Source organism: Kocuria sp. SL71 (genome assembly GCF_026672465.1).
GTDB lineage: Bacteria > Actinomycetota > Actinomycetes > Actinomycetales > Micrococcaceae > Kocuria > Kocuria palustris.
This window is the reverse complement of the sequence record NZ_JAPPRE010000001.1, coordinates 1,094,888-1,118,484: the sequence shown is the minus strand read 5'-3', so window position 1 is coordinate 1,118,484 and position 23,597 is coordinate 1,094,888. Positions and strand designations below refer to the sequence as shown.

Genomic DNA, 23,597 nt, shown 5'->3' with positions numbered 1-23,597 from the left:
AGGGCTCAGACGAGGCCGCCTCGGACGGGCTTCAGAGCCGCGCGGCGCGCAGGAAGTCGCTGTGCACCTGAGCACCGAGCTGGAACGTGGCCGTCCCCACCCGCTGCAGCCCGGCGCGCTCGTAGAAGGCGTTGGCGCGCTCGTTGCGGTCATTGACCTGCAGCCACAGGAAATCGGCGCCGATCCGCCGCCCCAGCTCGAAGCACTCCCGCATCATGGCGGTGGAGGCTCCCGTGCCGCGCGCCTCGGGCAGCAGGTAGAACTTGGACAGGAACAGGCCCCTGCCCTGCACGAGCGGCTGGAAGCGGTCCAGGCCGTCGTCATCGGGCAGGGCCTTGTCGAGCAGCAGCAGGGCGTAGCCGACCGGCGTGCGCTCCTGGCGGGCGATCAGCACCCGGCTGGCCGCAGCGTCCAGGTGGCCGCGGAAGGCCTCCTCGGACAGGCTCGTGGCCACGAACTCGTCGATCGCGGCCGGGTCGGCATCCTCGGGCGTGGCGTGCACGAAGGTGCGCCGGGCGATCTCGTGCAGCGCGGCGGCATCATCCAGCTCCGCGCGCTCGATCACGACCTGGGGCTGCTCGGGGCTCATGCCTGCTCCTCGCTCTCGGCATCGCCGTCAGCGCCCTCGGCAGCGGACGCGGCGGAGGACACCGGGCTCCACGCAGGGCCGATCGCGTCCGGCAGCTGCTCCACGCCCACGCCGGAGCCGTCGCGGCGTCCGAACTCGGTGGGCAGGCTGCGGGCCACGCCGGCGGCGGAGACCGCCTTGGCGGGCCCGTGCCCGGCCCAGGCGAGCACGAGGCCTGTCTCTCCGCTGAGCAGCCGCTGGCAGCGCACACCGGCGGTCGCGCGGCCCTTGGACGGGTACTCGGACAGGGGAGTGACCTTCACGGAGTAGCCGCCCATCTCTGGCAGGGCCTCGGAAGAGCGCGCGTAGGTGACCACGCGGGCGTCGGGATCCTGCGAGGCCACCGGCCCGAAGAACACGACGGAGTCGTCGTCGGCGAGCTTGATGCCCGCCACGCCGCCGGCGGTGCGGCCCTGAGCGCGCACCAGCTCGGCGGAGAACGTCAGCAGCTTGGCCTGCGCGGTGATGAACACGAGCTGGGCCGAGTCGGGAGCCGGGCCCATGCCCACGACCTCGTCGCCGTCCTTGAGGCTGATGACCTCCCAGTCGTCGCGGTTCAGCGGGTGATCCGCGTTCAGCCGCTTGACCACACCCTGACGGGTGCCCATGGCCACGACCTCGTTCAGCGCGGCGAGTCCGATCAGGCGCTCGCCCTTGGCCAGGGACAGGAAGTCCTTGGCGGCGGTGCCCTCCTCGAGCCGGGGCGCGCCGTCGTAGGAGCTCAGCGCCGGAAGGTCCATCACGGGCACGCGGATCATCCGACCGCTCGAGGTCAGCGCGCCGATCTCCCCGCGGGCGGAGGTGGCCACCACGGAGCGGAGGGCATCGTGCTTGAGCCGGCGCCCCGGCTCGGCCAGCGGCGTGCGGTCGTTCGTGCGCGCCATGCGCCCGGTGCTGGAGAGGAAGACCCAGCAGGGGTCGTCGGCGATCTCCAGCGCGGGCCCGGCCGCGGCCTTGGCCGCGGGGGCGGCCAGCAGCGCGGGAGCCTCATCGGCCTCGAGCAGGCGGGTGCGGCGGTCGTCGCCCAGCAGCTCGGCGACGGCGGTGAGCTCGCCGGAGACGACCTCGCGCAGCCGGTCCTCGGAGGCCAGGATGGCCTCGAGCTCTGCGATCTCCCGCTCCAGCTCCTCCCTCTCCCGCTCGAGCTCGATCCGGGAGAACTTCGTGAGCTGGCGCAGGCGCAGCTCGAGGATGTGATCGGCCTGCAGCTGCGTGAGATCGAAGATCGTCATGAGGCGCTCGCGGGCCTCGGCAGTCTGATCCGAGCTGCGGATGATCTGGATGACCTCGTCGATGTCCACGATCGCGATCAGCAGTCCCTCGACCAGGTGCAGCCGGTCGCGGCGCTTGCCCAGGCGGTGCGCGGTGCGACGGCGCACGACCGTGAGCCGGTGCTGGTTGTACACGCGCAGCATCTCGAGCAGCCCCAGCGTCTGGGGGCGGCCGTCGACCAGGGCCACGTTGTTGATGCCGAAGGACTCCTCGAGCGGCGTGTGCTTGTACAGCGCCGCGAGCACCGCCTGCGGGTTGAAGCCGTTCTTGATCTCGATGACCAGGTTCAGCCCCTTGGTCCGGTCGGTCAGATCCACCACGTCCGAGATGCCGGTGAGCTTCTTGGACTGCACCGCGGACTTGATCCGGTCGATGACCTTCTCCGGGCCGACCATGTACGGCAGCTCGGTGACCACGATGCCCTGCTTGCGGGGGGTGACCTGCTCGATCGAGACGGCGGCCCGCGTCTTGAAGGAGCCGCGGCCGGTGCGGTAGGCGTCCCGGATCCCGTCCAGGCCCACGATCTGACCGCCGGAGGGCAGATCGGGTCCGGGGATGTGCTCCATGACGTCCTCGAGGCTCGCCTCGGGGTGCTCGAGCAGGTGGCGCGCGCCGGCGACGGCCTCGCGCAGGTTGTGCGGGGCCATGTTCGTGGCCATGCCGACCGCGATGCCGGTGGTGCCGTTGACCAGCAGGTTCGGGTAGGCGGCCGGCAGCACGGAGGGCTGCATGAACTGGTTGTCGTAGTTGGGCACGAAGTCGACGACGTCCTCGCCGAGATCCGCCGTGAGCTGCAGCGCCGCCGGCGCCAGCCGGGCCTCGGTGTAGCGCGAGGCCGCCGGGCCGTCGTCGAGGGAGCCGAAGTTGCCGTGCCCGTCCACCAGGGGCATGCGCTGGGCGAAGGGCAGGGCCATGCGCACCATGGCGTCGTAGATCGCGGAGTCGCCGTGGGGGTGCAGCTTGCCCATGACCTCGCCGACCACGCGGGCCGACTTCACATGACCGCGATCCGGGCGCAGGCCCATCTCATCCATCATGTAGAGGATGCGCCGCTGGACGGGCTTGAGGCCGTCGCGGGCGTCGGGCAGGGCCCGGGAGTAGATCACGGAGTACGAGTACTCGAGGAACGAGTCCTCCATCTCCCGCGTGACGTCGATGTCGACGACGTTGCCCTCGAAGTCCGCGGGCAGCTCGTCGAGCGCGGACTTCTGGGCCTTGCTCCTGCGTGGGGCCATGGGGTGGTGCTTCTCCTCAGCCGCGGTCCGGCGCCGCGATCGATGCGCGCGGAGACCGCGCGCGGAACTGTTGCCCGAGACCAGTGCTCGGGAGCGCATCCTCTGTAGCCTTCAGTCTATGGTCCCGGATACCGCACCCGCCGACAGCCCCCAGCCCTCCGGCCAGCAGGCCGCGCCCGACCCGGGCTATCCCAAGCACTGGGAGGCGGACGTCGTCCTTCGCGACGGCGCCACCGCGCACCTGCGGCCCATCCGCCCGGAGGATCAGCAGCTGCTGCTGGACATGTTCCACCAGCAGTCCGAGAACACGATCTACCTGCGGTTCTTCTCCCACAAGACCACGCTGACCCGCCGCGAGCTGGCCCGCTACACCACCGTGGATCACCGCGACCGCGTGTGCTTCGTGATCCTGCTGGGCACGCAGCTGATCGGCGTGGGCCGCTACGACCGTGCGGGCAGCGCCCCGGAGGCCGAGGTCGCGTTCCTGATCTCGGATGCGCACCAGGGCCGCGGGATCGGATCCATCCTGCTCGAGCACCTGGCGGCCGCCGCCCGGGAGAACGGCATCGACCGCTTCACGGCGGAGGTGCTGCCCGAGAACCGCTCGATGCTGAACGTGTTCGTGGAGGCCGGCTACGACGTCGCCCGGCGCTTCGACGACGGCGTGGTGGCCCTCGACTTCTCGATCGACCCCACGGAGCGGTCCCTGTCCGTGATGGCCTCGCGCGAGCACCGCGCCGAGGCCCGCTCCACCGCCCGGCTGCTCACCCCGAGCTCGATCGCGGTGGTGGGCGCGTCGTCGGATCCGACGAACGGCGGGCACACGGTCGTGGCGAACCTGGTGGCCGGCGGGTACACGGGCAGGCTCTACGGCGTGAACCCCACGCCCTTCGAGCAGAAGGGCATGACGTACGCTGCGAGCCTCGAGGACATCGACGGCGAGCTGGACCTGGCGATCGTCACGGTGCCCATGGACGCGGTGCTCGAGGTCGTCGAGGCGTGCGGGCGCGCCGGTGCCCACGCGGTCGTGGTGATGACCGGCGGCTGGGCGGAGTCCGGCCGCGAGGGCGCCCAGCGCCAGCAGCGGCTCGTGGCCGTCGCCCGCCGCCACGGCATGCGGGTCGTCGGGCCGGCTTCGCTGGGCGTGGTCAACCACAGCGCGGAGATCTCCATGGACGCCACGGTGCTGCCGGCCGTGCCGGGGGAGGGAACCCTGGGGCTGTTCAGCCAGTCCGGCGCTCTGGGCATGCTGCAGACCTCGGCTGCGCTGCGGCATCGCGTGGGCGTGTCGACCATGGTCTCGGCCGGCAACCGCGGCGACGTCTCCGGCAACGACATGATGCAGTTCTGGGAGGACGACCAGGCCACCGCGGTGTGCGGGCTGACCCTGCAGTCCTTCGGCAACCCCCGCAAGTTCTCGCGCATCGCCCGTCGCCTGGCCCTGACCAAGCCGGTCGTGGTCGCCAAGTCGGACGTCGCTGGGCTGCGCCTGCCGCCCGGGCACACGGGCCGCACCACCGAGGCCCCCGCTGGGGCGCTGGATGCCATGCTCGACCAGGCCGGGGTCATCCGGGTGCCCACCTCCGATCTGCTGATGGACACCGCGGCGGTGGGCACCTCCCAGCCGCTGCCGCGCGGTCAGCGCACCTCCCTGGTCTCCAACGCCATGGCACTGGCCAGGCTCATGGAGGACACCGCCACGGGGCTGCAGATGCCGCTGGCCCGCCTGCGCGACCGCGTGGACACCTCCATGGGCGGCCAGCAGGCCCTGCAGGCCCTGGTGCGCGAGGTCGCCGAGGCCGTGGCGGATCCGCGCAGCGACGCCGTGGTGGTCGCGACCATGCCGATCCGCGGCATCTCCGGCGACGAGCTCGCCGACGCCGTGTGCGCCGCGATCGCGCAGCGGGGCGAGGACGACGAGCGCGCCGCCAAGCCCGTGGTGCTGGCCGTCACCGGCGATATCGCCGACGGCGCCTCCTCGCGGGTGCACACGGACCCGCAGGGCCGCACGCTGCCGGTCTTCCAGGCGCCGTCGACGGCCGTCTCCGCGCTGCACGGCCTCCAGCGCTGGGCCCGTTGGCGCGACGAGGAGGACGATCTGGTCACCGTCCCGGAGGACATCGACGCCGAGGGCGCCGAGGCCATGATCGAGCGCTGGTCGCAGGAGGTGCGCGGCGAGATGCTGCTGCGCCTGGACCGGGAGCGGACGGCGCAGCTGCTGGGCGCCTACGGCATCTCGGTGCTGCCCACCGCGCGCTTCACGGACATCGACGACGGCCTGGCCGCCGCGGCACGGATGGGCTACCCCGTGGTCCTCAAGGCCGCCGACGAGCATCTGCGCAGGCGCCTGGATCTGGGCGGCGTGCGTCTGAGCATCGACACGCCCGAGCAGCTGCGCGAGGCTGCGACCTCCATGCGCAGGGAGATCGGCGCGGGCACCGAGCAGCTGGACGTCCAGGCCATGGCACCCACCGGCCAGGCCGTGGTCCTCACGGCCACGGAGGACCCCCTGATCGGCCCCGTGCTCTCCTTCGGCGTCTCAGGAGACGCCGTGTCGCTGCTGGATGACCTGGCCCATCGCGTGCCGCCGCTGACCGATCTGGAGATCCGTCGCATGGTGCGCGAGCCCAAGGCCGCGCGGAAGCTCTTCGGCCACGAGGGACAGCCGCCGCTGGACGTCGCACGGCTCGAGGAGCTGATCATGCGGGTCTCGCTGCTGAAGGATCGCCACCCGCAGATCGCCCGGCTCGAGCTGAACCCGGTACTGTTGTCCAGTCAGCGGCTGACGGTGCTGGATGCCGACATCCGACTGGGCAACGCCCAGGACCGAACGGACAGTGCACGACGAGCGATGCGGAGGTGAGCGGGCCATGAGCGATACCATCGCCGGCCGGTACACGCTCATCGATCCCATCGCCCGCGGCGGCTCCGGGACGGTCTGGCGGTCTTGGGACCAGCGGCGCAACCACGTGTGCGCCGCAAAGGTCCTGCGCCAGCGCGACTCCGCCGACCTCCTGCGCTTCGTGCGCGAGCAGTCCGTGAAGATCCATCACCCGCATGTGCTGGCCCCCTACGGCTGGGCGGCCGAGGACGAGCACGTCGTGATCGCCATGGATCTCAGCGACGGCGGCACCCTGGAGAACGCGATCCAGGACCACGGCGCCTTCTCGGACAAGGTGGCCGAGGAGATCCTGCGCCAGCTGATCTCGGCCCTGCAGTTCGTGCACGCGGAGGGCTGGATCCACCGCGACGTCAAGCCCGCCAACCTCATGATGGATGCCACGGGCACGGGGCGTCCCCTGGCTCGACTGGCCGACTTCGGCATCGCCACGCAGGGCGAGGACGCCCGCCTGACCCGCATCGGCACGGTCGTGGGAACACCCGGCTACATCGCCCCCGAGCTTCTCGAGGGAGCGGATCCGGATCCCTCGCAGGACCTCTTCGCCGCCGGCGTGGTGGCCATGCGCATGGTCCGCCCGGACGCCGAGCGCGGCATCACCCCCACCCCCGAGGACGCCCTCGAGGCCTTCGGCGAGGACTCCCTGCTGGGTGCCGAGGTGGCGGCGCTGCTGGACCCCGATCCCGCGGTGCGCCACGACGGCGCCCTGTCGCTGATGGAGCGGCTCGAGTCCTCTGCCGGGGAGGACTTCGGGCAGGCGACCACCCGCGACGGCGAGACCTTCGAGATCTTCCAGACCCTGGACCCGCTGCCGGAGGCCTGGCAGGACATCGTCTCGGGCCACGCCGAGCCGCCCAAGCAAGAGCGCACCGGGGAGAACATCTCGCAGTCCGGTGAGGCCGGAGAGCGCACCCTGAGCACCACGGTCGTCCCGCAGCAGCCCGGCGCCCAGCAGATCGACGCCCCCGCGGGCGGCCGCCTCAGCGGAGGCTTCGGCACGCCTCCGCCCGGTGGCGTGCCGCTCGTCGGGCCCAGCTCAGGCCCGGCCGGCACGGCGCTGAGCGGCATGCCCTCGGGCCTGGGCGGCGATGGCCGCGAAGTCGCGGCGCAGGCCCCGCCAGTAGGCGGCGGGACGGCGAGCGCTGCCGTGCAGGGTCCGCTGCCGCAGGGCCAGCACAGCCGAGCTGCTCTGCTGGGCACCGTCCCGGTCGTGGATTCGGGCCGTGCGACGGCCCCTCAGCGCAGCATCTCGTGGGCCGGCGCCCACACGCCGGCCTCGGTCCCCGTCCGCCCGCAGGATCAGCCCGCCCACGTGCCGGGCGCTGCGGGAGGAAGCACCGGGGAAACCCTGCACGAGCAGCCCCCGAGCCCCAGCACCGCCCCCGGGGCACAGGTGCCGCTCGGCGGTGCGTCCCAGGGCAGCGCCCCTGCTGGCGGCGCCTCCCGGACCACCGGCTACACGGCGGCGCCGGCCTATTCCGGGGGTGCCGCAGGGAGCCCGGCCGCGGGGTCGTCGCGCTCCGGCGCCAAGAGCGGTCCGCTGTCGTTCATGGGAGTCAACGGCGCCGGCGGCTGGGTCGTCATCGGCTGCGTGGGCGCGGTGCTCCTCGCGGCCGCGATCCTGATCGCGGTGCTGATGAGCCCCGGGGGCAGTGAGGACCCGACCCCGACCGATCCCACCTCGAGCGGCACGGAGGAGTCCACCGGCGTTCCCACCACGTACGTCACCCAGGACCCCGAGGACGGCGGCATGGGCGGCACGCAGCTCGGCGGCTCCGGCGGCAACTCCTTCGGCGGCTGATCCCCGGCAGGCGGTGACAGGGCGAGGACCCACAGCACGAGCAGCGCCCTTCTCGCAACTCGCAGACACGTCCCTTCAGGAGGGAACCAGGCAGATGACGCAGTCAGGACCGCGCGGCGAGCAGCTGCGCCAGGACATCGAGCGCGCCGGCTACTACCCGCAGCTCGTGATCGACGTGATGGCCGACGCCCTGGACGGGGCGGCCCCGGAGTCGCACCTGGTCCAGCTGGAGACCACCTTCGACCGCGATGAGATCCACCGCCACATCACGGTGCTCGTGCTCGCAGAGGGCCTGCTGCACATCACGCACGTCGATGATCAGGAGTACGACCAGGAGGGCCAGGAGGTGCTGGCCCTGGCCTCGACCGAGTCCGTGGCCGCCTCCCGGGTGAACTCCGTGACGCTGACCTACGCGTACTACAAGCCGCAGCAGTACCGCACCGGCCACCCGATCAGCGAGGTCAACCTCAACATCGCCTGGACCGGCACCCGGAACATCGATCTGCAGCCGGCCGGCTGCGAGGACCCCCAGTGCGAGGCCGACCACGGCTACACGGGAGTCAGCGCCGTGCAGGACGTCTCTCTGCGGATCAGCGCCGAGGCCGACGGCGACGAGGCGGTCGAGGGCGCCCGCGAGTTCGCCCGCAGCCTGCGCCGCAGCGCCGTGGAGCGGGTCGGACGATGACCGGCTCCGCCGGCGACTCAGCCGGGGCGGACTTCTGGGCCGTCCCGCCGGAGCAGGAGCCTCAAGCCGCGATCGCGCGCCCTCCTCGCTACGGATCCCGCAGCATCGCCGACGTCATGACCTCGGCGGCCGCAGCGATCGGGGCCGAGGGCTTCGAGGACGTGCTGGGGCTGCCGGCCTCCCAGCGCATGGTGGTCGTGCTGGTGGACGGGCTGGGGCTGGAGCAGCTCGAGGCCCGCAGCTCGTACGCCCCGTTCCTGCGCGGTGCCGAGGACCTCGGCGAGCTCGACGCCGCCTTCCCGTCCACGACCGCCTCGTCGCTGGCGGCGCTGGGCACCGGGCTGCCGGTGGGCGTGCACGGTCTCACCGGCTACGACTCCTACTCCCCGCAGCTGGGGCAGACGGTGAATATGCTCGGCGGCTGGGATCCGCGGGTGGATGCGCTCGTGTGGCAGCCGCGCGACACCGTGCTGCAGCGCCTCGAGGCGCAGGGCCTGGACGCCGTGACGGTCAGTCGCGGCAAGTTCCAGGACTCGGCCCTGACGCGCGCGGCGCTGCGCGGCGGGCGCTTCGTGGCAGCGGACGGCGTGTTCGCCCGTACCAAGGCGGCCCAGGAGAACCTGCGGGCCGGTCAGCGCGCACTCATGTACTTCTACTGGGACGACCTGGACAAGACGGGGCACCGCCACGGCTGGGGCTCCTCAGAGTGGATCCACGAGCTGGAGGAGCTCGACAGCTCCCTGCGCCGCCTGTGCGCGCGCCTTCCCGGGTCCACCTCCGTGGTGCTCACCGCCGATCACGGCATGGTCGACGTCCCCCGAGAGGGCCGCGTGGATCTCACCCAGGTGCCCGGTCTGCTCGACGACGTCCGCACCAGCGCCGGTGAGCCCCGCTGCCTCCAGCTGCACCTGGAGCCCTGCGAGTCCGCGCAGCAGCGTCAGCAGCTGCAGGAGCGGGTCCGTCAGCGCTGGGAGGCCTCGGAGTTGGGGGAGCGGGTGCGTGTTCAGACGCGGGAGGAGATGCTCGACGGCGGCTGGTTCGGCCCCGTCGAGGACCTGCGCCCCGAGGTCGTGGGACGCATCGGCGACCTGGTGATCACGCCGCTGGAGGATGACCTGGCGCTGCATGATCTCTCCCGCATCGGTCCGCAGACGCTGCAGATGGTCGGTCAGCACGGCGCCGTGACGCCGGCCGAGACCAGGGTCCCGCTGCTGCGCCTGGCCTGAGGCCGCAGACGAGCCTCCGACAGGCGTTCGGCCCCCTTCCTCCTCGAGGAGACAGGGAGCCGATGCGCATCCCGGGAGGGTCCTCAGTCGTTCTTGGCGCCGAAGACGATGTCGTCCCAGCTGGGCACGGACGACCGGGTGCGCTTGGCGCCGCCGACCCGACCGCGCGGGCGGGGACGACGATCGCCGTCCTGCTGGCTGTCCTGCGACTCGTCCTCGGGCTGATCCTGCGGGGAGGCCGCAGCCTGGGTGGGCTGCTCCCGAGAAGCGTCGCGCCGATCGTCGGCAGCGGAGGCGGAGTCCTCGTGATCGTCAGCGGCAGGCTCGGACCGCACGGTGCTCAGGCGAGGCGCTGCGGGCTCGGTGTCCTCGTCGGTGATCTCCACGATGTCGGCGTGGTGCTGCGGGGCACCGGCATCCGCCCGGCCCAGGTGGTGGATCGTGGCCTCGTGGTGGTGCGTGGGATCCGAGTCCTCGACCGGCTCCGACGGCCGGTCCTGATCGACCGGCCGCTGGATGCGCGCGTCCTCCTGGGACTCGGCGGGGAGGCGCTGCGGTCCTGGTCCGCCGACTCGGCCGGCTCGACGGGGTCGCCGCCGGCGGAGGACTCGGGCTGGGCACGGTGGCCCGGCTGGATCGTCCGGTCGAAGAGCCGAGCATCGTCCGGGGCGGAGATCGGGCGCGGGCGGGAGTCCACGTGGCCCATGGAGCGGCCGAGGATCTCTGCGAGCTGGTCGTCGGAGCCCTCGTCGGCCCCCAGGCGCTGGCCGCGGCGGGTCTCCAGGACCTCGAGCAGCTCCTCGGTGGTGCGGGCCTCGTCCTCGCGGTGCAGGCGATCGGCACCCGGGTGCGATCCGCCCTGCGCCGCCGGGGCGGGCTCGTCGGCACTCGGAGCTGACGAGGCGTCGCCGTCGGAGGTGCCCGGATGGGTGTCCTCGGTGGAGGAGGCCGTGCGGGCGGCAGTCTGGCTCGAGGCGGACGGACGGGCGGCGTCGTCGCTCGAGGTGCCGACAGCGGCTGCCGAAGCCGCCGGGCGGCGCTGGCCGAAGACATCGTCGCGCGGGGCCTCGGGCTCGTCGTCCCCGGTGAGGTGCTGGGCCCAGCCGGGCTCAGGGCTCACGGAGAGGTTGGCGGGGTTGAAGACCCACTGCGCCAGCGACTGCTGGTCCACGAGGTCCTGCGGCGCTTTGGCGGGATCGACCACCCGGAAGCGCACGGCCACGGTCCACAGCAGATCGGGACGCTGCCAGGCATCCCAGTCGAAGGAGGTGGGGGCGATCCCGAGCTGAGGGGCACGGGACTGCAGCGTCTGGGCCAGGCTCAGCGGCGCGCTGTCGAAGGCGGAGCGGTAGCCCTCGGTGCGGCGCGCTCCGAGCTCGACCTTCTGGGCCTCTCGGGCCATGTGCGAGCGCTCGGCGATGATCGGCCATTCGTAGCGGCGCACGCGCTCCGGCTCCCAGCCGGACTCCTCGACGATCTCCTCGACGGACGCGCCCGAACGGAACCGGGCCTGGATGTCGCGGGGGCCGAAGTCAGCGCCCTGGCGCTGGCGGCGCGCCGGGACGCGGCGTGCTCGCTGGACCGCCTGGCGCAGCTGCTGATCCACTGCCAGGAGGCTGCGGCGTCCGGAGGAGTCGCTGAGCACCAGGTGCTCGCCGTCGTCGTGGACGCCTTCCAGGCGCAGCTCGTCCATGCTCATCCAGCCTTCCGCAGGTCGCTTGCTCCGGGGGACGCCGTGGTCGGCTCCGCCTCTCGGGGGAGCCGGTGCCGGCCCAGCCGGCGGACGCGTCCCGGTCCGCATCTGCGCAGAGTCTAGTGGTCGTGGGCAGACTACGCGCATCGGGGGCCTGCACGGCGCGCTGCGCCCGGACTCCACGGACCCTTCGGAGCCGGCTGGAAGCCGCGCAGAGGCAACCGACCGGCAACAATTCTGTCGTGAGCGGACGCATTGGTCTTTCCGAGGCCCATAGTGAACAATCCTCCACACGTGAGGCAGGTATGCGCCCGCGAGCCCGCCCTCCACGGACCGCGGCCGGCTGTCGCCGCGCCTCATGTCGACGTCTTCACTGCAAGGATTAGGGATCACATATGGCAACTGATTACGACGCTCCCCGCAAGCAGGAGGAGGAGCTCAAGGAAGACTCGATCGAGGAGCTGAAGACTCGCCGCAACGAGACCCAGCACCCCAATGCGGACGAGGACGATGAGGCCACGGCCGCTGACAGCTACGAGCTGCCCGGTGCCGATCTGTCCCACGAGGAGCTCTCCGTCGTGGTGCTTCCGGCTCAGGAGGACGAGTTCACCTGCGGGTCCTGCTTCCTGGTGCGCCACCGCTCCCAGATCGCCGAGGAGAAGGACGGGATGAAGATCTGCGTGGAGTGCGCAGGCTGAATCCGACGAAGACTGACTGCCGGATCGCAGGCCGCTGAAGCCTGAGGCCCGCACAGGACAGAAGCAGCCCTCGACCGCCGCGGCGGTCGAGGGCTGTTTCGTCTGCGCGCCCGTCGGCTCGAGGGCCTCAGCCGACCAGGGCCTGGGCGAGCTCGTGCGGATGGCGAGTGGCGGTGAGCCAGTACGGGGTGGGATCCACGGGGTCGATGATCTCGATGCGGCACATTCCCGAGGCCGAGGCCGAGAAGTTCATGTAGGCCCGGGCATCCAGCTCGGGACCGCGGACGCGGCGGACGTCGTCGGGATCGGTGAAGGCCTCCACCTCACCCACGAATCGGCGCTCGATGCTCGCCCGGCCCACCCGCAGGAGATCCTCGGTGACCACGATCGAGGAGGCCCGGGAGTAGACGATGACGGGGGCCAGGATCAGCGCGATGACACCGCCGAGGATCCCGAGCCAGGTCGCGATGGGGGCCAGGGCGATCACCACGGAGCCGGCCAGGCCCAGGAACAGCAGCCACATCCACCACGCCGGGTTCAGCTTCTCCCGGTAGAGCACCTCGTCGTCAGTCATGGGCACCATCATCCCATGAGCGGATGGCTCGGCCGGACGACCGGGTCCCGTTCCCGAGTGGCTGGAGGCGGCGCGGCGTCTACAGTGGGGCACTGTGCTGACCGACCCCTCACGCCCCCAGGACCACGACGACTCCGCCGCGCTGCGGATGCAGGTGCGCCGGCTGGACGCCGATCTGCCGCTGCCTCGCTATGCCAAGCCCGGCGACGCGGGGCTGGACCTGCGCGCCAGCTCCGATGCCGTGCTCGATCCCGGTGCCCGCGCCCTGATCGGCACCGGGTTGGCCATCGCCGTGCCCGTCGGCTGGGTGGGCCTGGTCCATCCGCGCTCGGGACTTGCCGCCAAGCACGGCATCACCGTCCTCAACGCGCCGGGCACGGTGGACTCCGGGTACCGCGGCGAGATCATGGTCACGCTGCTGAACACCGATCTGCACACGCCCTTCCGCATCGAGCGCGGCGACCGCATCGCCCAGCTGCTGCTGCAGCGCGTCGGCACGGTCGAGCTGGTCGAGGTCGACGAGCTCGAGGACAGCGACCGCGGCGAGACCGGATTCGGGTCCTCCGGGACCCGCTGAGTACGCGCCGCGCCCCGCGCGGCCACTGACAGGCTCCGGGCCGTTCCCGGGCACCGCCGCCCCGACCGGGCGGCGCATGACGCATCGAGGAGGCACCGACGTGTTCGGACGCAAGAAGAAGGACGCCGAGCCCACGGCTCCGGCAGAGGAGCAGGTCGAGCAGGACGGCGCCGAGGCGCAGGACGACGTGCGCGCCCGCGGGCCGTGGGACATCTCGGAGATCGAGGACCGCGAGGGGCGCATGGACTTCGGCTCGCTGCTGATCCAGCAGCAGCAGGGGATCGGCATCCGCCTGGAGGTCACTGAGAAGGGCAACCGCCCGCGGGCGGTGAACCTGGATCACAAGGGCTCGACCGTGCAGCTGCAGGCCTTCGCCGCCCCCCGCACGACCGGGATCTGGGCGGAGATCCGCAAGGACCTCGTGGACTCGCTCAAGCGCAGCGACGGCGCCCCGCAGGCCGTCGAGGGCCCGTTCGGCACCGAGCTGCGAGCCCGCTTCCCCGCGACCACCAGCGACGGCACCAAGGGCTACCGGCCGGCGCGCTTCATCGGGATCGACGGCCCCCCGCTGGTTCCTGCGCGCCGTGATCTCCGGTCCGGCGGCGATCGAGCCCACGGCCTCGGCCGAGTTCGACGAGCTGATCCGCACCGTGATCGTGCGTCGCGGCGGCGACCCCATGCCTCCGCGCGATCTGCTGCCGCTGCAGGTCCCCGAGGGCGTGGAGCCCAAGGCCGTGGCCAAGCGGCGCGCCGTCCGCCGGCAGGCCTCGGGCCAGGGTCAGTCCCAGGGCACCGGCTCAGCCGCAGGCGGTCCCGCTCCGAAGGCGCCGCCACAGCGCGGGCCGGAGATCACCGAGACGCGATGAGCACCCAAGCCACCGGCGACGCCGACTCCCGGCTCGGCAGCGATCACGAGATCGCTGCCGAGGACTGCCTGCACCCCGGTCCGGCACCGGTCACGGCCTCGCACCCGCGCATCGTGGCGCTGGAGGAGCCTGCGGCCTCGCTGGCCGAGGCTCGGGCGGCGTGCGGCGAGGACCGCGCCTCGCGCGGCGGCGCGCGCCGACGCGTGCGCGCCACGGGGCGGGTCGCCGAGATCCGCGTGGCAGCGGCCATCGAGCGTCCCGCCAGCGAGGCCCTGCTGCTGGTCCAGGACCGCAGCGACCCGGAGGGCCGGCCCACCCTGCTGCGCCTGGTCTGGCAGGGCCAGCGCTCCGTGCCCGGCGTGCGCGCCGGCACGGAGCTGTCGTGCTCCGGGCTGCTGTGCAGCGCCGGGGACCAGCCCACCATCTTCAACCCGCGCTTCGAGATCATCGCCCGGAGGACCTCGTCATGACCACGCCGGCCCCGGGTCCCGAGCAGGACCCGCAGCACGAACCGGAGCAGGCCCGCGATCAGGACCCGACGCCCGAGCAGCGCCCCACGCTGGCGCAGTCCATGACGGCCTACGCCCAGAGATCCCGCGTACGCCGCGGCGAGACGGGTCAGCTCGACGTCCTGCACGCCGTGGGCGGTTGGCGCGGGCTCGCCGAGGCGATCGTGCCCGGTGCCGTCTTCCTGGGCGTCTACATCTTCAGCCAGTCGCTGGCCGCCGCGCTGATCTGCGCGCTGGGCGCTGCCGCGCTGTTCACGATCGCCCGCCTGGTGCAGCGCCAGACGCTCATCCAGGCGCTGGCCGGTCTGATCGGGGTGCTGGTCTGCGCCTTCTTCGCCTGGCGCAGCGGCGATGCGATCGACTACTACGTGACCGGACTGTGGATCAACCTGGCGTATTTCCTCGGCCTGGCCCTGTCGATCGTCGTGGGGTGGCCGCTGCTGGGCGTGCTCTTCGGCTTCGTGCGCGGCGAGGGCATGGACTGGCGCCAGGACCCGCACCGGATGCGCGGCTATCGGCTCGCCACCGGCCTGCTCGTGGCCATGTTCGCCGCCCGCCTCATCGTGCAGGTGCCGCTGTACCTGACCGATCACGTGACCGGGCTGGGCATCGCCCGGCTGGCCATGGGCGTGCCGCTGTACGCGGCGGTGCTGTGGATCGCGTGGCTGATCTCGCGCCCGGCGGCAGTGGATCCCGATATTCCGGAGGACGCGCTGCAGCGCTCCGATTCCGAGCCCCGCGAGCCGAAGGATCCCGACATCACCCGCTGAGGACGGCGGGCGCGGCCCGCGTCACTGGAGCGCGGGGCCCGAGGGCTCGCCGGGGATCTCCTCCTCGAACGGGTCCTCGGCGGCCCAGGGCAGCTGCTGAGCGCGGGCGTGCGTCGCCGAGCCCAGCAGCTGCCTCAGCTCGTCCTCACCGGTCCCGGAGACCAGGAAGAACAGCTCGTCGTCGGCTTCGATGACGTCGTCGCGGCTGGGGGCCAGCGGCTGGCCGTCGCGCAGGATGGCCACGGGCACGGCCTGGGCCGGCCACGGGACGGTGCCCACGCGGGAGCCGATCGAGGGGTGATCCGAAGGCACCGTGAAGGCGCTGAACGAGGCCGAGGCCTGCTGCATGGTCAGCACGCTCACCACGTCGCCGATCTCCACGGCCTCCTCCACGAGCGCGGTCATCAGCCGCGGCGTGGACACGGCCACGTCGACGCCCCAGGAGTCGTCGAAGAGCCACTCGTTGCGGGGGTTGTTCACGCGCCCGACGGTGCGGGGCACGCCGAACTCCGAGCGCGCCATCAGCGAGACCACCAGGTTCACGCGGTCGTCGCCGGTGGCGGCCACCACGACCTCGGTCTCGTCCAGCCCGGCATCGGCCAGCACGCGCAGGTCGCAGGCATCGCCCACGCTCCAGCTGGCCCCGGGAGCATCGACCCGGCCCACGGCCTCCGGCTTCTCGTCGATGATCAGGACCTCGTGGCCGCTGCGCGCCAGCTCGCGGGCGATCGAGGAGCCCACGGCCCCTGCTCCGATGACGGCGACCTTCATCGTCGTGCCTCCGCTGAATCGACGGGTCCGAGCAGGCCCTCCTGGCCGGCATCGCGGATCTCGGGGGAGGGCTCCGCGGCCAGGACGCGCACGATGTCGTCGATCTCATCGACTCGCATCATCGCGTGGACCAGATCGCCCTTCTGATAGGTAGTGCGGGCGCCGGGCAGAACGCCCTCGCCGAAGCGGGTGATGAACGCGACGCGGACGTCTGCGGCCTTCTCGATGGCCGACAGCCGCAGCCCGGCCCAGCCCTCGTGCAGGGTCAGCTCGCCGAGCTGCAGGCGGCCCGAGGCCTCCTGGAAGTCCCCGGAGATCGACTGCTCGGGAAGCAGCCGGCGCAGCACCTGATCGGCGGTCCAGCGCACGGCAGCCACTGTGGGCACGCCCAGGCGCTGATAGAACTCGGCGCGGGCGGGGTCGTAGATGCGGGCGACCACGTGGGCCACGTCGAAGGTCTCGCGGGCCACGCGGGCGGCCAGGATGTTCGAGTTGTCCTCCGAGGACACCGCCGCGAAGGCGTAGGCGCGCTCGATCCCGGCCCGGCGCAGGACGTCGCGATCGAAGCCGTGACCGGTGATGGACTCGCCGCCGAAGGAGCCGTGCAGCTTGCGGAACGCCTGCTCGTCCTGGTCGATCAGGGCGACGGTGTGCCCGGAGTCCTCGAGGGCCCGGGCTGTCATCGCACCGACGCGTCCGGCGCCCATGATCACGAAATGCGGCATGGGGCCAAGGGTAGGTCACGCGGGCGGGCCGGGCCTGCCGAGCCACTAGCCTGTCCCCGTGACGAAACTGCGCGCGCTGCGGACCGCTCTGGTGGGCAGGCCCTACCACAACGAGCGCTACGAGGACACGGCCCTGTCCAAGCGCGCGGGGCTTCCGGTGTTCTCGGCGGACTCCCTGTCCTCGGTGGCCTACGCCCCGGACGAGATCGTGCTGACGCTGGCCCTGGCCGGGGCCTCCGCCGTGCTGCTCTCGCCGTGGGTCGGCCTGGCCGTCGTCGTCGTGACCGTGATCATCGTGCTGGCCTACCGGCAGAACCTTCGCGCGTACCCGTCCGGACAGGGCGACTACGAGATCGCGACCTCCAACCTGGGCGATCGCGCCGGCGTGGTGGTCGGCGCGTCGTTGATGATCGACTTCACCCTCGTGGTCGCGGTGTCCATGTCCGCCGCGGCGCAGTACCTGGCCGCCGCGTTCCCGGGGCTGATCGGTTTCCGGCTCGAGATCGCGCTGGCCGGGATCCTGATCGCCGGGCTCCTGAACCTGCGCGGGCTGCGGTTCATGGGCCGCGCCGCAGCCGTGCCCACGTACCTGTTCGTGGCCGTGCTGCTCGCCATGATCGGCACCGGCCTGTACCAGTCGGCCACCGGCACCCTGGACCGCGCGGCCTCCGCGGACTGGGAGGTCCTGCCGGTGGAGGTCCCCGACGGCGGCTGGACGGGCATGGCCCTGGCGATCCTGGTGCTGCGGGCCTTCTCCTCGGGTGCTGTGGCGGTGACCGGCGTGGAGTCGGTGGCTGGCTCCGTGCCGTTCCTGCGCCGCCCGCGGGCCGCCAATGCCCGGATCATCCTGACCGTCATGGGCGTGCTCTCCGTCGTGCTGCTGCTGGGCACCGTGTACCTCGCACGCGCCACGGGGGTCCAGCTCGTGCTGGATCCCGAGCGCCAGCTGCGCATGGACGGCCACGCCCCGGAGGCGGACTTCTATCAGAACCCCGTGCTCGGGCAGCTCGCCCGGGCGATCTTCGGCCTGGACACGCCGCTGTACTACGTCGTGATCCTGGCAACCGTGCTCGTGCTCGTGCTGGCCGCCTCGACCGCCTTCACGGGCTTCCCGGCGCTGGCCTCGCGGCTGGCACGGGATTCGAGCCTCCCGCGGCAGTTCGCCGCTCGCGGCGATCGCTTCGCGTTCACGAACGGCATCGTGGTGCTGCTGGTGGTGGCGGCGGTGCTGACCGCCGTATTCGGCGCCAACGTCAACGCCCTCGTGCAGCTCTACGTGGTGGGCGTGTTCGTGTCCTTCACGCTCACCCAGTTCGGCATGGCCCGGCACTGGCGGCGCCACCGGCGCGCCGAGCCCACGGTCTCCGGGCGGCGCCGGATCGTGGCCTCGCTGGGGCTGGCCGTGCTGGCCGCGGTGATCTCGGCCGCCGTGCTGGTGGTGGTCATGACCACGCGGTTCACCCAGGGCGCCTGGATCACCGTGGTGTGCATCGTGGCGCTGTCGCTGTTCATGAGCGGCATCCGACGGCACTACGACGCCGTCGACGACGCCCTCCAGCTGGCTCCCGACTCACCCGTGCTGGCGCTGCCCTCGCGGGTGCACGCCATGCTGATCGTGCCGTCGGTGCGCAAGCCGGACATGCGCGCCCTGGCCTATGCCCGGGCCTCGCGGCCCTCCACGCTCGAGGCGCTCGTGGTGGATGTCTCCGCCGCGCGCACCGCCCGGATCCTGGAGCAGTGGCAGCGCCTGGAGATCCCCGTGCCGCTGCGGGTGCTGGATGCGCCCTACCGCAGCTCGACCCAGCCGGTCATCGACCACCTGCGCCGGGTCCGCAGGCGCTCGCCGCGCGATCTGGTGGTGGTCTACCTGCCGGAGTACGTGGTCTCCACCTCCTGGGAGCGCTTCCTGCACAACCAGGCCACAGGAGCGCTGCGCAGCCGCCTGCGCCACGAGCGGGGCGTCATGATCGCCTCCGTGCCCTGGCACCTGAACACCCTGGGCGCGCAGGTCTCCTCCGACGAGGACGCCCCGCACGAGCAGTCATCAGAGGCCCCCGCCCAAGTCACCCGGCGCGCCGCCCGCCGCCGACGCCGGCGCCGGGCCGACCGTGAGGCCCTGGCCGCCCGCTCCCGCACCCCACGACGACGGCGCCGCCGCCCAGCCGACCGCGAGACCCCGGGTGCCAGCTCCCGCACCGCACCGACCGATGGAGACGACGCATGACCGACAGCCCTCAGCACCTCGAGCTCGAGCTGGGACCGCTGGCCCACGGCGGGCACACCGTGGCGCGCACCCAGGAGGGACGCGTGGTGTTCGTGCGCCACGGGGCCCCCGGCGAGCGGGTGCGCGTGCGGCTGAGCGAGGCCCAGGACGAGGCGCGGTTCTGGCGCGGCGATGTGGTCGAGGTGCTCTCCCCGGTGCAGGGGCGCCGGGCGCGGCATCCCTGGGAGCCGGCAGATTCGATGCTGAGCTGGGCCTCCGGGCGCGCTCCCGTCGGCGGGGCCGAGCTCGGGCACCTGGAGCTCGAGCTGCAGCGACGGCTGAAGACCGAGGTCCTGCGGGAGCTGCTCGGCGGGATCGGGGGCTTCGAGCCAGAGCAGCTCGAGGCGCTGGACCCGAGGGTCGAAGCCCTGCCGGGGGAGACGGACGACGGACTGGGCTGGCGCACGCGCGCCCATTTCGCGGTCGATGAGCACGGCCGGGCCGCCATGCATCCCCACCGCAGCGACGAGCTCGTGCCAGTCCAGGACTTCCCCCTGATGACTCCCGCGCTGAGCGCTCTGCGGATCGGCGAGATCGACTGGTCCGGGGCGACACGGCTCGATCTGGCGGGTCCCTCTGCAGATGCCCCCACGGTGGTCGTCACCGCCGCGCACCCGTTCGACGAGGACCTCGTCCGGCGTCTGCGCGAGCACGCGCTGCCGGCTCTGCAGGTCGCCCACGCCCGGGCCGGCGGGGAGGGGGAGATCGGACTAGTGCTCAGCGCCGACACCTCCGCCGGCTCCCCGCGCCGCGAGCCCCTGGTGCTCAGCGGGACCGGACGCTCCGTCGAACGGATCGGGCAGCGCACCTGGGAGGTCTCCGCCGGCGGATTCTGGCAGGTCCACCGCAGCGCGCCCCAGCATCTGCTGGGGCTCGTCGAGCAGGAATCCGGGCTGAGCGCGGGCGAGGACGCCCTCGATCTCTACTCGGGCGCGGGGCTGCTGACGGCTGCCCTGGCCGAGGCCGTGGGGGAGGCCGGCTCGGTGCTCGCCGTCGAGGGCTCCCCGCTGACCTCCACGGATGCGGCCCGCCGCTTCGGCGAGGACCCACAGGTCGAGGCGGTCACCGGCTCCGTCGAGGACGTCCTGGCCCGCCGCTGGCCGGAGCTGGTGCGGATCCCGCAGCGGAGGCGACGCGGCGGCCGTCCGTCGCCGGGCCGGCGCGGCGCAGCGTCGTCGGTGCCTTCGCGGCGACCGGACGTCGTCGTGCTGGATCCGCCGCGCGCCGGTGCCGGCAAGGTCGTGGTGGATGCGATCGCAGCCCTCGAGCCGCGCCGGATCGTGAGCGTGTCCTGCGATCCGGCCACTGCCGCGCGCGATCTGGCTCGGTTCCGCCACCGCGGCTGGCAGGTGCGCAGCCTGCGCGGCCTGGACCTGTATCCGAACACGCATCACCTCGAGACCGTGACCGTCCTCGAGCGCAGCTGAGGGTCGCCTTACTTACCATAGATCGAGCCCGAACGGGAGGTTCGGCGAGAAATCCGTGTCCGGATGGGGATATATTGGCAGGAGTCCGCCGAACCCGCGCTGCAGCTGTCCGGCCCTCGACCGAGGCTCCGACAGCGTTCCGCGCTCGGCGATCCACCACCGCGGCGAGAGGAGTTCCGGGCACATGAGCACCGTGGACAGCTTCGGGGCCAAGGACGTCCTTGACGTCAATGGCACCCAGTACGAGATTTACCGCCTCAAGGCGCTGAAGGGGGCCGAGAACCTTCCCTACAGCCTCAAGATCCTGCTGGAGAACCTGCTGCGCACCGAGGACGGTGCCAACGTCACGCAGGAGCACATCAAGGCCCTGGCCGAGTGGGATCCGGAGGCGCAGCCGAACACCGAGATCCAGTTCACGCCCGGCCGCGTGATCATGCAGGACTTCACCGGCGTCCCCTGCATCGTGGACCTGGCGACCATGCGCGAGGCCATCGAGGACCTCGGCGGCGACGCCGCCCGTGTCAACCCGCTCTCGCCCGCCGAGCTGGTCATCGACCACTCCGTGCAGATCGACTCCTTCGGCAACGCCGATGCGATCGAGCGCAACATGGACATCGAGTACCAGCGCAACGGCGAGCGCTACCAGTTCCTGCGCTGGGGCCAGACCGCGTTCGACGACTTCAAGGTCGTGCCCCCGGGCATGGGCATCGTGCACCAGGTCAACATCGAGAACCTGGCCCGCGTCGTGATGACCCGCGAGGTCGACGGCGTGAACCGCGCCTACCCGGACACCTGCGTGGGCACCGACTCCCACACCACCATGGAGAACGGCATCGGCGTCCTGGGCTGGGGCGTCGGCGGCATCGAGGCCGAGGCCGCCATGCTCGGCCAGCCGATCTCCATGCTGATCCCGCGCGTGGTGGGCTTCAAGCTCACCGGCGAGATCCCCGCCGGCGCCACCGCCACGGACGTCGTGCTCACGATCACCGAGATGCTGCGCAAGCACGGCGTCGTCGGCAAGTTCGTCGAGTTCTACGGCGAGGGCGTGGCGGCCGTGCCGCTGGCCAACCGCGCCACCATCGGCAACATGTCCCCGGAGTTCGGCTCGACCGCCGCGATCTTCCCGATCGACGACGTCACCATGGACTACCTGCGCCTGACCGGCCGCCCCCAGGAGCAGATCGACCTGGTCGAGGCCTACGCCAAGGAGCAGGGCCTGTGGCACGACCCGCAGGAGGAGACCCGCTTCTCCGAGTACCTCGAGCTGGACCTGTCCACCGTCGTGCCGTCGATCTCCGGGCCCAAGCGCCCGCAGGACCGCATCGCGCTGGACAAGGCCAAGGGCACCTTCGAGCGCGACGTGAAGAACTACGTCTCGGACAAGACCCCCGAGTCGGCCGGCGTCTCCATGGAGGACGGCCGCGAGTTCGAGCTGGAGAACGGCGCGGTCTCGATCGCCTCGATCACCTCCTGCACGAACACCTCGAACCCGTCCGTGATGATGGCCGCGGCCGTGCTGGCCCGCAACGCCGTCGACAAGGGCCTGGCCTCCAAGCCCTGGGTCAAGACCTCGATCGCCCCGGGCTCCAAGGTCGTCACCGACTACTACGAGAAGTCCGGCCTGATCCCGTCGCTGGAGGCCCTGGGCTTCTACATCGTCGGCTACGGCTGCACCACCTGCATCGGCAACTCGGGTCCGCTCGAGTCCGAGATCTCGCAGGCGGTCCAGGACAACGACCTGGCCGTGACCTCGGTGCTGTCGGGCAACCGCAACTTCGAGGGCCGCATCAACCCTGACGTCAAGATGAACTACCTGGCCTCCCCGCCGCTGGTGGTCGCCTACGCCCTGGCCGGGACCATGGACTTCGACTTCCAGAACGAGCCGCTGGGCCAGGACTCCGAGGGCAACGACGTCTACCTCAAGGACATCTGGCCGGATCCGACCGAGGTCCAGCAGATCATCGACGACTCCATCGAGACGGAGATGTTCACCGACTCGTACGGCACGATCTTCGACGGCGACGAGCGCTGGCAGTCCCTGGAGACCCCGACCGGCAAGACCTTCGAGTGGGACGCGGAGTCCACCTACGTGCGCAAGCCCCCGTACTTCGAGGGCATGACCATGGAGATCTCCCCGGTCACCGACATCGAGGGCGCGCGCGTGCTGCTCAAGCTGGGCGATTCGGTCACGACCGACCACATCTCCCCGGCCGGCTCCTTCAAGTCGGACACGCCCGCGGGCAAGTACCTCATCGAGAACGGGGTCGAGCGCAAGGACTTCAACTCCTACGGCTCGCGCCGCGGCAACCACGAGGTCATGATCCGCGGCACCTTCGCCAACATCCGCATCAAGAACCAGCTCCTGGACGGCGTGGAGGGCGGCTTCACCCGCGACTTCACCCAGGAGGGCGGCCCGCAGGCCGCCGTCTACGATGCCGCGATGAACTACCAGGAGGCCGGCGTCCCGCTGGTCGTGCTGGGCGGCAAGGAGTACGGCTCGGGATCCTCCCGCGACTGGGCGGCCAAGGGCACCAGCCTGCTGGGCGTCCGCGCGGTCATCACCGAGTCCTACGAGCGCATCCACCGCTCCAACCTGATCGGCATGGGCGTGCTGCCGCTGCAGTTCCCGCAGGGCGAGTCGGCCGACTCGCTGGGCCTGGACGGCACCGAGACCTTCTCGATCTCGGGTGTCACCGAGCTCAACGACGGCCGCACCCCCAAGACCGTGAAGGTCACCGCGGCCAAGGAGGACGGCTCCACCGTCGAGTTCGACGCCGACGTGCGCATCGACACCCCCGGTGAGGCGGACTACTACCGCAACGGCGGCATCCTGCAGTACGTGCTGCGCCAGATGGCCAGCAAGTGATCTGAGGATCCCTCCGCGCGGGAGCGCCCCGTCAGGCTCCGGCCCGGCGGGGCGCTCGTGCGTGCGAACGTCCTCGCGGCAGGTCCCGGCCTGGTGCGTCGGATGCCGGCGG

Annotated in this window: 18 protein-coding genes and 1 pseudogene; 12 read left to right on the top strand and 7 right to left on the bottom strand. The window is 71.8% G+C overall.

Annotated elements, in window-relative coordinates; translation table 11 throughout:
* Positions 1 to 31 precede the first annotated feature (31 nt).
* Positions 32 to 589, bottom strand: a complete 558-nt coding sequence (locus OVA15_RS05060; protein WP_268143497.1) for a GNAT family N-acetyltransferase — start codon at positions 587 to 589, stop codon at positions 32 to 34.
* On the bottom strand, positions 586 to 3,135 hold the full coding sequence (locus tag OVA15_RS05055; protein ID WP_268143495.1) for a DNA gyrase/topoisomerase IV subunit A: 2,550 nt from the start codon (positions 3,133 to 3,135) through the stop codon (positions 586 to 588). Before OVA15_RS05055 ends, OVA15_RS05060 begins: the two co-directional genes overlap by 4 nt.
* Positions 3,136 to 3,253: 118 nt before the next feature.
* On the opposite strand from OVA15_RS05055, the gene OVA15_RS05050 reads away from it, so the two are divergent.
* The 4 genes from OVA15_RS05050 (at position 3,254) to OVA15_RS05035 (ending at position 9,746) form a co-directional block, all read left to right on the top strand.
* Entirely contained in the window at positions 3,254 to 5,998 is a 2,745-nt protein-coding gene (locus OVA15_RS05050) for a bifunctional acetate--CoA ligase family protein/GNAT family N-acetyltransferase (RefSeq protein ID WP_268143493.1), read from the top strand.
* A 7-nt stretch (positions 5,999 to 6,005) separates the two neighbouring features.
* On the top strand, positions 6,006 to 7,835 hold the full coding sequence (locus OVA15_RS05045; protein WP_024290327.1) for a serine/threonine-protein kinase: 1,830 nt from the start codon (positions 6,006 to 6,008) through the stop codon (positions 7,833 to 7,835).
* 94 nt (positions 7,836 to 7,929) lie between these two features.
* Positions 7,930 to 8,520, top strand: a complete 591-nt coding sequence (locus tag OVA15_RS05040) for a DUF5998 family protein (RefSeq protein WP_268143490.1) — start codon at positions 7,930 to 7,932, stop codon at positions 8,518 to 8,520.
* Entirely contained in the window at positions 8,517 to 9,746 is a 1,230-nt protein-coding gene (locus OVA15_RS05035) for an alkaline phosphatase family protein (protein WP_268143488.1), read from the top strand. Before OVA15_RS05040 ends, OVA15_RS05035 begins: the two co-directional genes overlap by 4 nt.
* Before the next feature lie 83 nt (positions 9,747 to 9,829).
* Here OVA15_RS05035 and OVA15_RS05030 read toward each other — a convergent pair whose 3' ends face one another.
* Complete coding sequence (locus OVA15_RS05030) at positions 9,830 to 10,132, bottom strand: hypothetical protein (RefSeq protein WP_268143486.1); 303 nt, start codon at positions 10,130 to 10,132, stop codon at positions 9,830 to 9,832.
* Entirely contained in the window at positions 10,087 to 11,445 is a 1,359-nt protein-coding gene (gene sepH, locus OVA15_RS05025) for a septation protein SepH (RefSeq protein ID WP_268143484.1), read from the bottom strand. Before sepH ends, OVA15_RS05030 begins: the two co-directional genes overlap by 46 nt.
* A 389-nt stretch (positions 11,446 to 11,834) precedes the next feature.
* On the opposite strand from sepH, the gene OVA15_RS05020 reads away from it, so the two are divergent.
* Positions 11,835 to 12,137 (top strand): DUF4193 domain-containing protein, encoded by a 303-nt coding sequence (locus OVA15_RS05020; RefSeq protein ID WP_006214887.1) that lies wholly within the window; start codon positions 11,835 to 11,837, stop codon positions 12,135 to 12,137.
* Positions 12,138 to 12,264: 127 nt separating this feature from the next.
* On the opposite strand, the gene OVA15_RS05015 is transcribed toward OVA15_RS05020, so the two are convergent.
* Positions 12,265 to 12,711: a DUF3093 domain-containing protein gene (locus OVA15_RS05015; RefSeq protein WP_006214888.1), complete on the bottom strand. Its 447-nt coding sequence runs from the start codon at positions 12,709 to 12,711 to the stop codon at positions 12,265 to 12,267.
* 148 nt (positions 12,712 to 12,859) lie between these two features.
* Here OVA15_RS05015 and dut point away from each other — a divergent pair, with 148 nt between their 5' ends.
* The 4 genes and pseudogenes from dut (at position 12,860) to OVA15_RS05000 (ending at position 15,433) form a co-directional block, all read left to right on the top strand.
* On the top strand, positions 12,860 to 13,288 hold the full coding sequence (gene dut, locus OVA15_RS05010) for a dUTP diphosphatase (protein WP_036307953.1): 429 nt from the start codon (positions 12,860 to 12,862) through the stop codon (positions 13,286 to 13,288).
* Positions 13,289 to 13,364: 76 nt separating this feature from the next.
* Positions 13,365 to 13,793, top strand: a pseudogene (locus OVA15_RS13410) (DUF3710 domain-containing protein); the annotation flags it as partial.
* Between the two features lie 79 nt (positions 13,794 to 13,872).
* Positions 13,873 to 14,154, top strand: a complete 282-nt coding sequence (locus tag OVA15_RS13405) for a DUF3710 domain-containing protein (protein ID WP_442786748.1) — start codon at positions 13,873 to 13,875, stop codon at positions 14,152 to 14,154.
* A 466-nt stretch (positions 14,155 to 14,620) separates the two neighbouring features.
* Positions 14,621 to 15,433, top strand: a complete 813-nt coding sequence (locus tag OVA15_RS05000; protein ID WP_268143479.1) for a DUF3159 domain-containing protein — start codon at positions 14,621 to 14,623, stop codon at positions 15,431 to 15,433.
* A 21-nt stretch (positions 15,434 to 15,454) separates the two neighbouring features.
* Here OVA15_RS05000 and OVA15_RS04995 read toward each other — a convergent pair whose 3' ends face one another.
* Positions 15,455 to 16,204, bottom strand: coding sequence for a potassium channel family protein (locus tag OVA15_RS04995; protein WP_053447474.1), 750 nt, complete (start codon positions 16,202 to 16,204; stop codon positions 15,455 to 15,457).
* On the bottom strand, positions 16,201 to 16,929 hold the full coding sequence (locus tag OVA15_RS04990; protein ID WP_006214894.1) for a potassium channel family protein: 729 nt from the start codon (positions 16,927 to 16,929) through the stop codon (positions 16,201 to 16,203). The genes OVA15_RS04995 and OVA15_RS04990 overlap by 4 nt, the downstream gene beginning before the upstream one ends.
* 58 nt (positions 16,930 to 16,987) lie before the next feature.
* Between OVA15_RS04990 and OVA15_RS04985 the strand changes: the two genes are divergently transcribed.
* From OVA15_RS04985 to acnA, 3 genes are all read left to right on the top strand, one after another.
* Positions 16,988 to 19,153, top strand: a complete 2,166-nt coding sequence (locus OVA15_RS04985; RefSeq protein ID WP_235444477.1) for an APC family permease — start codon at positions 16,988 to 16,990, stop codon at positions 19,151 to 19,153.
* Positions 19,150 to 20,619 carry a class I SAM-dependent RNA methyltransferase gene (locus OVA15_RS04980; RefSeq protein ID WP_268143474.1) on the top strand — a complete coding sequence of 490 codons (1,470 nt, stop codon included), beginning with the start codon at positions 19,150 to 19,152 and terminating at the stop codon, positions 20,617 to 20,619. The genes OVA15_RS04985 and OVA15_RS04980 overlap by 4 nt, the downstream gene beginning before the upstream one ends.
* A 184-nt stretch (positions 20,620 to 20,803) precedes the next feature.
* Entirely contained in the window at positions 20,804 to 23,485 is a 2,682-nt protein-coding gene (gene acnA / locus OVA15_RS04975; RefSeq protein WP_053447471.1) for an aconitate hydratase AcnA, read from the top strand.
* Positions 23,486 to 23,597: the final 112 nt, after the last annotated feature.